The organism is Pantoea graminicola, assembly GCF_048452665.1.
Taxonomy (GTDB): domain Bacteria; phylum Pseudomonadota; class Gammaproteobacteria; order Enterobacterales; family Enterobacteriaceae; genus Pantoea.
Genome location: NZ_JBLWSJ010000006.1, coordinates 251,423 through 263,704, shown reverse-complemented (window position 1 = coordinate 263,704; position 12,282 = coordinate 251,423). Strand labels below are relative to the sequence as shown.

11 protein-coding genes, 1 tRNA gene and 1 pseudogene are annotated in these 12,282 nt (G+C 46.3%); 2 read left to right on the top strand and 11 right to left on the bottom strand.

Annotated features, from left to right (window positions below; all coding sequences use genetic code 11):
- Nucleotides 1-228: 228 nt before the first annotated feature.
- The 11 genes and pseudogenes from ACNY69_RS15890 to ACNY69_RS15840 all read right to left on the bottom strand — a co-directional run.
- Nucleotides 229-415 (bottom strand): annotated as a pseudogene (locus ACNY69_RS15890) (restriction endonuclease subunit S); the annotation flags it as partial.
- Between the two features lie 206 nt (nucleotides 416-621).
- Entirely contained in the window at nucleotides 622-2,742 is a 2,121-nt protein-coding gene (locus ACNY69_RS15885) for an NB-ARC domain-containing protein (protein ID WP_418799130.1), read from the bottom strand.
- A 34-nt stretch (nucleotides 2,743-2,776) separates the two neighbouring features.
- Nucleotides 2,777-3,205, bottom strand: a complete 429-nt coding sequence (locus ACNY69_RS15880; RefSeq protein WP_418799128.1) for a hypothetical protein — start codon at nucleotides 3,203-3,205, stop codon at nucleotides 2,777-2,779.
- Nucleotides 3,206-3,537: 332 nt separating this feature from the next.
- Entirely contained in the window at nucleotides 3,538-3,789 is a 252-nt protein-coding gene (locus ACNY69_RS15875) for an ogr/Delta-like zinc finger family protein (protein ID WP_167428842.1), read from the bottom strand.
- Nucleotides 3,786-4,430, bottom strand: coding sequence for a hypothetical protein (locus ACNY69_RS15870; RefSeq protein WP_418799126.1), 645 nt, complete (start codon nucleotides 4,428-4,430; stop codon nucleotides 3,786-3,788). Before ACNY69_RS15870 ends, ACNY69_RS15875 begins: the two co-directional genes overlap by 4 nt.
- 437 nt (nucleotides 4,431-4,867) lie before the next feature.
- A complete protein-coding gene (locus ACNY69_RS15865) occupies nucleotides 4,868-5,578 on the bottom strand; it encodes a RipA family octameric membrane protein (protein ID WP_418799124.1) in 711 nt (236 codons plus the stop codon).
- A gap of 1,430 nt (nucleotides 5,579-7,008) precedes the next feature.
- Nucleotides 7,009-7,272, bottom strand: a complete 264-nt coding sequence (locus tag ACNY69_RS15860) for an Arm DNA-binding domain-containing protein (protein ID WP_418799122.1) — start codon at nucleotides 7,270-7,272, stop codon at nucleotides 7,009-7,011.
- Between the two features lie 163 nt (nucleotides 7,273-7,435).
- Nucleotides 7,436-7,520: transfer RNA gene (locus tag ACNY69_RS15855), tRNA-Leu, on the bottom strand.
- A 282-nt stretch (nucleotides 7,521-7,802) separates the two neighbouring features.
- Nucleotides 7,803-8,834 carry a DUF1176 domain-containing protein gene (locus ACNY69_RS15850; protein ID WP_418799141.1) on the bottom strand — a complete coding sequence of 344 codons (1,032 nt, stop codon included), beginning with the start codon at nucleotides 8,832-8,834 and terminating at the stop codon, nucleotides 7,803-7,805.
- Between the two features lie 209 nt (nucleotides 8,835-9,043).
- Entirely contained in the window at nucleotides 9,044-10,039 is a 996-nt protein-coding gene (locus ACNY69_RS15845; protein ID WP_418799121.1) for a YsnF/AvaK domain-containing protein, read from the bottom strand.
- A 16-nt stretch (nucleotides 10,040-10,055) separates the two neighbouring features.
- Nucleotides 10,056-10,457: a DUF2382 domain-containing protein gene (locus ACNY69_RS15840; RefSeq protein WP_418799119.1), complete on the bottom strand. Its 402-nt coding sequence runs from the start codon at nucleotides 10,455-10,457 to the stop codon at nucleotides 10,056-10,058.
- 538 nt (nucleotides 10,458-10,995) lie between these two features.
- On the opposite strand from ACNY69_RS15840, the gene ACNY69_RS15835 reads away from it, so the two are divergent.
- Both ACNY69_RS15835 and ACNY69_RS15830 read left to right on the top strand, forming a co-directional pair.
- The gene (locus ACNY69_RS15835; protein ID WP_111138518.1) at nucleotides 10,996-11,505 is read left to right on the top strand and encodes a YjjA family protein; all 510 of its coding nucleotides are present in this window, start codon (nucleotides 10,996-10,998) and stop codon (nucleotides 11,503-11,505) included.
- 129 nt (nucleotides 11,506-11,634) lie between these two features.
- A complete protein-coding gene (locus tag ACNY69_RS15830) occupies nucleotides 11,635-12,270 on the top strand; it encodes a hypothetical protein (RefSeq protein ID WP_293774133.1) in 636 nt (211 codons plus the stop codon).
- Nucleotides 12,271-12,282: the final 12 nt, after the last annotated feature.

The following is a 12,282-nucleotide window of genomic DNA, read 5'->3' as shown; positions in this document are numbered from 1 at the left end:
TTTTTTTTGTGGGGGGGGGTTGGGGTGGGGGGGTGGGGTTTTTTCCCCCCCCCCCCCCCCCGCGCTAAATACCTGTACATATCATCAGGAAAGAGATGGGAAGTCCAGCTTGCAACAGCGTGAAATACACTATTTATAAAATCATTTGAATATAAACATTAAGGTTTACCTGGCAGGAAATAATAAGAAATCCAGCATGAAGGCACACAGTAAAATAAGATCCAAGTTTTATATGCGAGACTTTTTACCTGTACTGGCTACACGTCCGGTTTTGATTCTTTTTCAGTAATTCGGCAGCGCTGTTTTCCCCGCTGATCAATTCCGGGTTTTCTGCCCGCCACTGGGCGGTGAGTTCACTCCGGAAGACTTTTGCCAGGATCGACTGCGTCAGGTTATTAACGAGGGCCGGTGCGCTTAGTAATTTGTATGGATTTTGGGTGATTGGTACGAAGGCTGGACTCGAAATAGAAAAAAAAGTGATTGTATTTACTATCTAAATTCACTAACTCAATCACATTAGCCCCCCAAATTGACCCCTTTATCACATACGCGTTTGGGGGTTAAAGGCATAATCAAAAATCAAAAAAACTGCCAATATTTACTGACAGTTTATTTTATAGATTATTCACGCTCGAACTTTTTCTTCAATCTTAGACAGAAGGAGTTTTCCGGATCATCATCCAAGCCTAATTCAATCAGAATTTTAGCCTCGATTTCTTTATTGAGATGTAATCCTAACCACGCAAATCTTGAGCAGGCGTTAGCATCAGCTTCAGCTCTTCTTCTATAAACCACATTGAATAGTTTAATCAGAAGCTCTTCTTTATTATTCTCACCCAATGAAAACTCATGTGTTTTAAAAAGATGATTTATTTTGTTGGTAATATTAGATAGCTCGTCAATATTTATCGGCTCATAAGATGATGCTTGCGTCAGACCGAGGATTTGCTCATAGGGCTTAGATAAACGCTCAGCAACCGAAGCATATATATACCATGCATTGTGCTTATTCTTTTCCGACTTCTCATTTTCCAAATAAAGCTTAATGTATTCCTCTGCAACTAAATTAAATTTTTTCAAATCAGGCTCCAATGCCCAATTAGCAAGCAAACGCCATCCATCATTGAATGTATAACATATTCTTTCAAGGATTATTTTATGCGTTTTATTAAACTCTTCGTTATGATGCACCGATGAAAGATACCTAGTAAAATTATCCTTCAAAGAAATTTTATTATCATCAATACTTGATACACCAAATCTTCTCATAAGCAAGACATCTGAATTTATAACATGCTGCAATGAGCTGATTTTAAGTTTCTTATTACCGAAAGAATAAGCTACATATGGAAGTTGTAAAAAGTAATGCCCGTCATTAGCTTTAATTTCTTCAATCATTGAATATTGAATTAAAGTTTCTACAGATTTTTCAACTTCAAGTGCATCTTCCAAAGAAAACATTAAGATAGACTCCAGACCTAATCTAGGCACTGCAGAATTCCACGAAGATAATGTTAGGAAAGTCCTTTGTGCACACGGAGTGAGTGCAGAATAAGTTCTTTCAAATAAAGCAGTTAATATCTCGTCACTACCAGCTATTATACGTTCCATGTTCCCTTTTAGCTTTTTACGGGCAAAATCTCCAATTAATACTTTCATTACATATGGATGCCCAGCTGATATTTGATATATTTTTTCTTTGTTTTCTTGAGATATGGTCCCTACCTTCAAATAATCAGAGACTCTTTTTATTAATTCCATCGACTCCTTATAATTCATCCCTTGAACCTGCAATGGATAATCACCTTTGAAATCACGCAGCCTGGTAGTGACCAATATTTTATTTGGATTCCGAATAAATGTATCAGCCCACTTGTAGGTTTCAATAGGATTATCTACGGTTTCGAAATTATCGAAAATGAATAAAGTCGCCCCTGCATCAGCTTTAGTGAGCTGGCTTTGAAAATAGTCAATACAATCAAAACCTTTTTCCTTTATTTTTTCTTCAGAAAGGAATAGCTGAGAATAGTATTTAGCAATATCTTTATTTGACATTACATCCGCACGAACTAACTTAGCCCCGTTGGATGATAAGTCTATATCTCTTGAACTGAACCAAACAATTGCATCAAACCTTTTTGTCTCATACAGCCTTGGTATTACTTTTAGTGCGAGTGAAGTCTTACCTATACCTCCCCGTCCTAATAAGGTAATAGCAATATGTCTATCATCGTAAAGAAGATCATAAAGTTCATTTTCAAGATCCTCCCTTTTGATATAATCATAACTTAGACTTGGCACATTTGAAAAACAATTACCGTAATCCATTAATTCGCTCAACCCTTCAGACTCACTAGGCGGCAATTGTCCCTTAGGAGCAGTAAAGTTTTTCGAATCTTCGTGGATCTTATCGTCAGTTATGTACGAAAGCATTTCATAATGCGTATGATTGAACCCACCATTTGCTATATAAAAATCTTTTAAATCCGGATCGCTTTTTAACAATGGTATTAGCACAAGCTTATCAAAAAATACATAAACCCCTTCGTCATAAGTATAGCTATCTGTTTTCTTAATTTCCTCAAGATGTTCATTAAGAACACTTAGTGGTGAAACCCTGAACTTGCCGCTCATATTTCTCTTTAAATATGCCGAAGGCAGAGATAATAAAGAAAGGTTGTCTATTATGATATTTATGCTTGTTTCAAGATGCTGTGCTGCAGCAGACGCAGCATTACTCATTGTAGCACCATGCCCTCTTGTAGCATTTCTTAATTCAGTAAACCCTTTTGAACCAAGCTTTCAGATCAAGCTTTGCAGGTTTGGAATCTGTGGGTAATTTAAAATAACTCATTGCTGAGTATAGCTCTTTTACAGCTTTATATTGCCATTCACCATCCAAGCACTTTTTAGTAAATTCTGCTTGATGTTTTCGCATTGCATCAGGAAGATATTGTGATGCAGTGCCTGTTAGTAGATCTTCGAGTGACCTACTCCATTCACCTATTCCGCTTGCTCTCACAAGACCATGTAATATCCTATACTGATGTCTATCCTTGTCTTTCTTTAAACTTGCCGTAACTATTAATACTATTAATTTAGTTAGCGCCTCTCCAGCTACAAGAAGATTGAAGAAAAAAGTGAAATCTGACTCACTTTTAGAATTATTAACCTTTGTTAAAATTTGCTTAATAAATACCTGCACATTTGCCTCAGATAAGAATAATCCTAAAACATAAATATCTCTTAAGTTCTTTAACTATGCAAGAGGTCTCACGTAAAAAGACACGCAAGCGCGCAATGCTACCCCCGCCACGCCTGCCCGCTTTATGCATCGCTTTTCATGTAGGTGCATGATGCGGGCAGGGCCGCGCCCGGTATGGCCTGAACATGGGAAAATGGTGCTTTGTTTTGCATGCAAATTCATGCACGTTATGCATGCAGGGCTTTTTAAAAAGCTACTGGCCATAAAAAGGGATTTAGAAAGACGTAATACAGACATAAAAAAGCCGCTGGTCGGGCAGCGGCTGTGCGGGATTAATGAACCTGGCGGAATGAAGAACCATAACGGCCCAGCGTCTGACGTTCTCTTGCCGGTTCCGGTGGTGCTTCCGGTACGTTTTCCGGCTGTGGCGGTGCGGTGATGACCTTTGTGATGCTCTCATTCGTCTTGAAAGTACAGGAGCAGTCGAGGTTAGTGCACTGGTGATAACGCTCTTTTACCTGTTCGGACATATAGCGGCTCGATTTGGTATGTGCCGCGCTTTTACAATAGGGACAGTGCATCATTTCTGGCTGCCCTCCTGAAGTTTTGCACATTGCGCCCGGATTGATTCAGCCAGCTTCTGGCGGCGCATAGGATGGCGGTAAAGCACCATATCAATACCGGTAAGCGGCGGACGATACAGACCAATACTCTCCAGCAGCGGAGCCTCATTTAGTATGCTGTCAGGCAAAGCAGCAGCCGCCCGCGTCAGCGCTTCACCGACCAGATAAGCCACGTCCTTAATACTATCCCGGTCGTCTCCGGCAAACGTCGGGGAAAGCTCTTCACGGCGAATACGCAGCTTAATGGCCCACAGCAGCGACGGACTTACGTTACGCAGGGCTGACTGCCAGTGCGCATCCGCGAACCCGGTGAAAGCCTCCCGGTGCGATTCAACATATTCTTTACCACTGCCGCAGCATTTCAGCATCACCTCCTGCTTATCCAGCGCCAGCTCTTTAAGCAGCCCGCCGAACTCATCGGCCAGTTCACGGCTGGCGATGCGCTGAGAATGTTCGGAGCGCAGCTCGTCGGTGAGATTGCCTCGCAGGTTGCGAAAGCTCGTGCGCCAGTTGCTCTCGGCTTCTTTTCCGGCCTCAGTTGCCGCCTGCTGTTCTTTTTCACAGCGGGCGATATCGGCGCAGATGCCGTTATAGGCTTTCATCCTTTCGGTATGTTCAGCGTGGGCTTTCTCGAAGCGTTCCAGTGATGCAGACGCTGAAGAAGTACTAGATTGAGCTGCTGAAGCATAAGACAAAAAAACGGTATCCTGACCAACCTTAAGCTGAGCAAATACTGCGAGGCCAGCTGGCTACGATGCATAAATAATGCACTAAGCACCAAACCGGCTCTGGCCGGTTTAAGCCCAGGCTGTGTGAAAACTGTTTTGGTCGCTCAAACTGCTAAAAAAGGCTGAAAACTGCGCTCACACGTAAAAATTGGTTAATCTAACCATTCAAGCAATTCCAGATTTTACGTACACATTAGCGCTTTAGTTTTAATCCAGAGTTCGTAAAGAGCCTGAACTAAAAGCAGGATAGAGTAGAACGAAACTAACATCTACAGCAACTTCACTCTACCTTAAAAAAGTCAAAAACGCCTTTAATCATCTAAAACTATATTATTATTGGAAGGTTTTTTAATGCTTTTATCAATCAAATAAAAAATAATAAAAATAGTTGCCATTGCCAACACCTCGAAGAGCAAAACAAATTTTGAATCAAAGCTAGGCAGCACAACAGCAAGGATGGCAGATACAACCCATATTATCAATGAAAATGCAAAAAATACCATTATCGATCTGCTAATAGATGGCTTAGGCAAGACCTGTGTAAATGGCATGCTATATAAATTTCCAGAAACAAAGGGCTCAAGCGTATGAACATGATATTCCCAAACCTGCTGCCAGTATTTACCTGCTTTAACAATAGAAGTAGCTAAGTAAGTGAATGCACTACCGAAAGAAGAAAGTAAAAATAGTGTAGCATACTGTAAATAAGTAACTTCCTTAGCGTTGAGCATAGAATATACTATTACACCCCAAGCACTAAAAAACACAGCATTTATTAGCCAAAGATAGTTAAGCCTGGACCAGAACAAATTTATCTCATACTCACGAATGTGGTGCGCTTTATTATAAGCCTCTTTAATTTTTTCCTTATCCCAATTCGTTAAGATCGTAAACTCACCCGTAAAGTCCTTATTTAAAAGATAATTAAAATATTTAACATTAGAGTTAAAGTGTGTCGTGAGATCTACCGGAATTCCACGATTTAACACTTGGCCTTTTTTTCTCAATCTAACTGTATTCATTCACGCATCCCCTTACGATAATTTTTACTGTACTCTCAGAAAATATATTGATTTGGTTAGATATTACTTACGCCATTTTTCTTCCATCTACTTCTCGTTTGATATGTGAGGAGCCATAACTAAGATTGGTGCGGCCCTGAGGATACATAACATGTCCGCTTTTCGCTCATAGTAGCTTTTGTATTTAGGCGATGTGCAAAACAGTGACGCTTTATCATAATCTTCAGCATGGCTTTGATTTACCATTTTGTGAAGCTAACTAAGGGCTTTAGTGTGATACATACCTATATAAAAGAGCCAAACTGCCAGAGTCTTTTCACGGTTGAACGTGAACGGTGTTCCCTGAGTGAAGATTGATGAAGAGTAGCAGCTTCAGTCTTTACACCTTAACTAGTTGATTAAAAATGACAAAAAAATAAACAGGATAAACACTTTCCGTAAAATCTTTTTTTTGAAACTTAACGCCTGCCGAACTCATACGGAGTCAGGTGATTTTCATTATTGCTGTCTAAATATTCAGCCCACCATTGCACCATAAGCTGATGCTCTTTAAAGTGCCCCACCTTATAAAGGCAAGCTCCTCGAACCCCATGCGTTACTGATGGCTCATTTGCATCAAGAAACATCACGTTACTACAGGTCAGATTCAGCCAATGCACTACACGCCACTGCTCTAAACCCCTGTCCGGATATCTCTATTTTTGTATCGTATCCCATCCATAGAAGAGCATGAATGATGTTGTTTTAGCTCATTGGCTTTATAGTATGGTGATCGTCTGGAAACACTAAATCTCTGTTTCCGCTTAACTCTCTTATTTCTTCCATTACGGCCAAAGCCTTTTTATGAAAGTGACACAAAATGGACGGTGCGCATTTTGAACCCCGATGAGAATGTTTGCCCCTCCAATCGCTTCACGCTCGGCAGGAATGGTCTACAGCTGTTTTTTAAAGTCGATTACGCTCAATCGTGCAAATCGTAATTCACTGGAAAGGATTGATATGTTTAGGCTGAGCCTGAGAGCTAAAGGCGTCATTTATGCATTTCGATACGCTGAAGTAAATCAGTTAAGCGTTCCAAAGGCAGAGTAGGTCTGAGAGTAGCTATTCTCGTTATGATTGTCTAGGCAAGTTTCTGGACGGGATTATGGTCAGTAATGCCACTCTGAACCGTATAACGCATGATAAACGTTATTTTTTATTGCAAGCAGGTAGCCACATCCAGGCGGTAGCTTAGCTCTACCTCTTTTAAATTCAATAGCATGTCGTGGATTGTTAGATCAGCAAACTTTCTCTTTCTATGAGCTTAAAAGATATTACCCTTAAGGTTACGCCATACCCGCTCAGCATGATCGACGGACCAACATTTATTGTTCACATGCTACTTATTAGCCACCTTTTCAAAAGTGTTAAGCGCTGCCTCTTTCTGTTTTTTAATTCTTCTTTTTTCGCATTGGAACTGACACCTTCCGCAATAAGAAGGTGTATCTCATCACGTTTTCACGTGCTTTTACTAGTGAGAGAAGAGAATAATCATCTAACGCCGTTGTGCTCTCTTTCCCTTCAAAACGGTTCTTGAGATACCACCGCTTAAAACGGGTTGATTTGCTAAAAAGATACATTCCGTGGCCGTCATTGAGTTTGTACTTTTTTTCACGAGGCTTTGCGGTACTGGCCACGACATCAGTTAAAGGCATAATTTGGGGACAAAAGTTTAACGAAGCGAAGTGACCCTCATTCCGCCCCCTAAACTTCTCGGATAGCAATGAATGACATCGGATGTATAGGGACAGAAAAGAAAATATTCTCTTTGATTTAAGAGTTTTTTTCACTTCCCCGGACGGGGATGGACAGCATACTTGGTGCCGAAGGCCGGACTCGAACCGGCACACCTTTCGATGGTTGATTTTGAATCAACTGCGTCTACCGATTTCGCCACTTCGGCACTGAAGGGATGCGGAAAACGTTGTGGATTATACCGTTGCCCCCTGTTTCCGCAACCCTTATCCGCCGACGCCGATGCAACTGCTGAAAAAAACGTCTTCCGAGTTCTCTGCTATACCGCGTGGACTCTCTGACTGAACTCCTGCCCTTCCCAACCCGCGCTGAACAGTTGCTTCAGCACGCTGGTTTCACTGGCACAGAGTAACGAAACAGCCTGTGCGCAGTGAAACGGATGGCCTTACAGCCGAATGAGTAAACGCCGAGATCCCATCAACCAGCCGCTCTACTCCGCAACAGGCTTCACGTCCGTGACCAGCGTCGGCAGATCCCAGGTGCCGCCCGCATGGATATAGCGGCACATGCCGGTTCCGCCGTCATAACTTTTACGGAACGCCTGACCATCCCAGACCCAGCTCTCCTGACTCATGCAGTCCCCGATACCCCGGCCTTTCTGCACGCTGGTGATCTCGCCCTTGTCATAATCCGATCCGGATGTGGTCACCAGTGTGGGCGTACCTTTCAGCTGCTTATCGATGACCCAGTAGCCATACCCCTCGTTATAAGCGGCTCGCCAGCAGAGCGCCGACAGCAAAGCGTGGTTGTCATCCAGCGGTGTCAGAGAGAGTCCATCCGTCTCCGGATCGCTGTTCTCTGCCGGTGAAAACAGGCTGTCGCAGGTGTCATCGTCATTGTGATTGACTGAGGCCAGTAACCGGTTTTTCAGCGCATCGGCTTCTTGTGCGGTCAGCAAGCGAGGTTCGCCGCTGAGGGTTTTAGCTGCCTGAATAACCGGTGCGGGCACGGCCTTAGCCACGCTGCTTTCCGGTTTATTGCCCTTTTTGGTGAGCGCGCCTGGCGTGCCGACCCGGCCCTGCACGTCGTCAGCTTTCAGCAGCGCGGCATACGCACCTTCGCCGGAAAGCTGGAACGGCTTTGAGCCGCCTTCAAATTCGACCTTACCGTTGCCTTTCACGGCGCTGATTATCGCAGCGGTCTGGCTGGCCGACAGCCGCCAGTTATCATCCGCCGCCGTCAGATCGCCTGCGGACTTCCCGTTGATCCACAGCGTCAGCTTCTCCGCTGGCTCGCTGTCATCTTCGGTGTCGCCCAGCGTCACTTCTCCCACGGTCTCCGTTGCGGGGCCAGCGGCACGGGTGAGCAGGATAGAGCCGGAGGGATCCTCTTCTTTACCATAACCGGCCATGCGGCAGGTCAGCGTATTATCACAGACGACTTCCCAGTCTTTATGCTGAAGCGTTGTTCCGCTCTGGGCGGCCTGAGCCGACAGGGAGAACGCCGCCAGCACGAAAAGCATCGGTTTACAGTTCACTTTATTCCCTCAGTCTGCCCGACCTGCGCGTATAGCCCCTGATTATATCGAAGAAGAGAGTGCGCCGTTATCCGTTTTACTTCCTTCCCCAGACGCAAAAAAGCCAACCTCGCGGTTGGCTCTTTTCGGCATATCGCATCTTCAGCATCGGGCATCAGCAATACCCGTCAGCGCCGGTTGTCAGGATCGGCGCCTCAGTGCGAGTGGTCATAATCGCGGTGATGCAGCTTGTTCTCCACCTTATCTTTCACTTCGCTGGCTTTCTCGCTCACCTTCTCCGCGAGGCCCTCTTTGTGGTCGCGGTGATGCGCCGCAGGTGACGGCGAACCGGCGGCAGGGTTCACTGCTGTCGTTATTCCGGGCAGTTCACGCTCCAGCCCGCTGCGCGCGCGGTCGATATCCACTTCCTGACGACGCACCGTGTCATTAATGGTCTCGGTCCGGTCGCTGCCGTCGGTGCGCACGACCACCTCTTCTTTCACATGCGTCGTCTTGTTAATCACCGGCTGCTCATGAGTTTCGGCGACCTCGACGGTTTTCTCCGACCAGTCCACTTCACCGGCCAGCGCGGGTTCATTCACCGAGCGGCGGAAGATATCGGCGTGCTGCTCATGCAGCGAAATATCTTCAGAGACGGTATCGGTCACGGTATAGCGGCGCACGCGGGTCGAGCCTTCGCTGACCAGACGTTTACCCACTTCCACCTGCTCTTCGGCCAGACGCAGAATATCGGCTTCACTCTCATCGCCGGTCAGCGAGGCGCGTCGCGGTTCCGCCTGGCGGTCGCTGGTCTCTCCGGCAAACTGCTTACCGGCTGTGGGATCGATGCCCGGCGCGCGGGCGCCATTCTCAACTGAACTCTGCATCCGCGACGGTACATCGACCGAGTCATGCGAATGGAGAATCGTCATGGCGCGTGCCAGCTTCTCCTCTTCGGTTCGGATCGTAAGCACCACGCCGCCTTTGTCCATCGCCCGGGTATAGACATCCGCCTGATCCTGATCGACGGTGTGACCGAACAGACGCTGCCACAGGCTCGGATGGCGGACAGAGTGCCCTTCCTGCTCTAAACGTTCTCCACTGATAAGACTGATGTCCCGATCAGAAAAGCCTGCTTTCACGAGATTTCTTTTCGCGGCCTCTGCCTGCTGTGCAGAATCGAACAGTGTTACGATTTTTTCCTGTGCCATGATAGGTTCCTCTCTGTTAGCGGTTTTGATCGTCATCTCTTTCAACCTTTACCTGCTGCTCACGTCGGGTCACCACTTCCTGAAAAGGAACACTTTCCTGCACTTTTCGGATGTGGATCTCCTCTTTAAGCACCAGCTTTCTGACGATCTGGATTTCTTCTTCAACTACCGGGACAATCAGTACGCCGTTTTCTTCCCTGATGTCGGGTATATCCTCAATGGGCTCTGCTTTCGCTACATACTCAACCTCAACCTTATCCCGGTTAAGCAGTGTACTGATGACCTCGTCATGCTCGGTTGTGGAACGGGTGACACGAACATGTCCATCCACAATCTTCTGCTTCGTCAGGGCTATTTGCTCTTCAGCGAGTTTAAGCGTGACCTCTGCATCGTTATTGTGATCGGGCTGCCCGGCCATATTTTCTCTCCCGTTGAATAAGTCGGCCACAACTGCCTGACACAGTGATTAAGCATGAATACCCTCGTGGATTTCGCAAGGCGGAATATTAAAAAACCTCGGCAGTTAATTTTGAAAACAGCGCAGAAAAATATGCCTGACTCAGTTAAAACCGGCTTAAACCGGCAACGAATGAGATAAAAAAGACACGTTAAAACATGCCGTTAAAATAATTTAATTTCACAGGTAAACATTAACAATAAAAACACAAACCGGAATAAAATTTTTTTTAACCAAAGCGGTAAAAAGCAATAAACCAGGACGAATCCTGATAAATTGAATGCAGCAATGAACAAATATTAAATAATGTTTCAGCTCAGGGAAATTATTCGAACCGGCAGTGAACAGCCTCATGAAATAACAATTTTTCCCTTTCCCCGATTTACTCATTCACCGTATTACAGAAGATTCTCAAAGCGCCCGTTTAGCAGAAAACTCAGGAACTTTCTGCTGTTCAGCCTCTCTTAGCAAAACTGAATACGTATATGCAGAGGTTAAAATGAAACAGGTACAGCGCAGTGCATGGGCATGGGGCGTGGCGGCGCTTCTGGTGGCAGGCAGTGCCTCGGCGGCAAGCTGGCAGGATCAGCTGAGCAGCGCGGCGTCACAGCTCAGCCAGCAGAACAACGCGAACACCACCAGCACTACCCAGCAGAACGGCGGACTGTCGCTCTCCTCCATAACCAGCCTGCTGGGCGGCGGCGACAAAGCGGTCAGCGCCAATAGCATGACCAACGCTGCCGGTGTGATGCAGTACTGCGTCGAACACAACGTGGTGAAAAATAATGTGCAGTCGGTGAAAGATCAGGTGCTGAGTAAGCTCGGCCTGAACACCACCACCGCGCAGGCGCAGAAAACGGATTACACCCAGGGTGTGGCTGGTCTGCTGAATACCGGCAACGGTCAGCAGCTTAACCTGCAGAGCCTGAGCAACTCGCCGATGGGTGAGAAGCTGAAGACCAAAGCCTGTGACGTCGTCCTGAAGCAGGGTAAAAACTTTATCTCCTGATCCCCTTCTCTCTGCTCCCCTCTCTGCCGTGAGGGGAGTATCAAACGCCCCGATGCTGTGACGCCTGACATTCCCTAAACCTGGGGTTGGGCGCTATAGTGTTGTTTTGATTTCTACAGGACAGCACGCATGAAAGGCATCAACATCGCACTTTACTTCGACCCCGATCAGATTCAGGCCTGCGTTCACCAACAGGATGGCAGCTATCTCAGTAAAAAATTCGAGTATGACGATGGCGTGATTGAAGAGATCTACCAGTGGCTGGAGCAGTACGAACCCAACCGTACCCACATCTGCCTGATTGAGAACGAAACCGCCGAGCTGCTGGCCGACGAACTGGTCGACAGCGGTTATCGCGTCCATCAGGTCACCATGCACCAGCTGCTGAGCTGGTTCGCCGCAGAGCCGCCGTCGACGCCTGATGGTACGCCAATGCGCGCGATGCTGCGCTTCCTGGAAGATGAACATCCGCGTGAATATGAGTCGCGAACCCCGCAGACCGAAGCGTTGATGGAGATGTTCGATGAGCTGGATGCGCTGGAGATGGTTGAAGACGACGCCGACGAAGATGCGCTGCCTGCCGATCTGCTGCGCGCCATGAAGAAGCACCGGATCACCGCCAGCGCCGCAGCCCAGCGTCTGCTGCCGGAGGTGAACGAACGTATCCGCGAACATCTGATGCAGTATCCCGAACTGATGACGCCAGAAATCCTGCAGGACTTCTTCCCGGAACTGCTTGAGGCGCTGGAGCGGCCGAAACACTAACCGGGGAGATCA

What these genes read in the sequence shown, in the direction of transcription:
- ACNY69_RS15885 (WP_418799130.1), bottom strand. Translation starts at nt 2,742, where the DNA reads ATGAGTAATGCTGCGTCTGCTGCAGCACAGCATCTTGAAACAAGCATA.
- ACNY69_RS15875 (WP_167428842.1), bottom strand. Translation starts at nt 3,789, where the DNA reads ATGATGCACTGTCCCTATTGTAAAAGCGCGGCACATACCAAATCGAGC.
- ACNY69_RS15870 (WP_418799126.1), bottom strand. Translation starts at nt 4,430, where the DNA reads ATGAAAGCCTATAACGGCATCTGCGCCGATATCGCCCGCTGTGAAAAA.
- ACNY69_RS15865 (WP_418799124.1), bottom strand. Translation starts at nt 5,578, where the DNA reads ATGAATACAGTTAGATTGAGAAAAAAAGGCCAAGTGTTAAATCGTGGA.
- ACNY69_RS15860 (WP_418799122.1), bottom strand. Translation starts at nt 7,272, where the DNA reads ATGCCTTTAACTGATGTCGTGGCCAGTACCGCAAAGCCTCGTGAAAAA.
- ACNY69_RS15850 (WP_418799141.1), bottom strand. Translation starts at nt 8,834, where the DNA reads ATGCTTTTCGTGCTGGCGGCGTTCTCCCTGTCGGCTCAGGCCGCCCAG.
- ACNY69_RS15845 (WP_418799121.1), bottom strand. Translation starts at nt 10,039, where the DNA reads ATGGCACAGGAAAAAATCGTAACACTGTTCGATTCTGCACAGCAGGCA.
- ACNY69_RS15840 (WP_418799119.1), bottom strand. Translation starts at nt 10,457, where the DNA reads ATGGCCGGGCAGCCCGATCACAATAACGATGCAGAGGTCACGCTTAAA.
- ACNY69_RS15835 (WP_111138518.1), top strand. Translation starts at nt 10,996, where the DNA reads ATGAAACAGGTACAGCGCAGTGCATGGGCATGGGGCGTGGCGGCGCTT.
- ACNY69_RS15830 (WP_293774133.1), top strand. Translation starts at nt 11,635, where the DNA reads ATGAAAGGCATCAACATCGCACTTTACTTCGACCCCGATCAGATTCAG.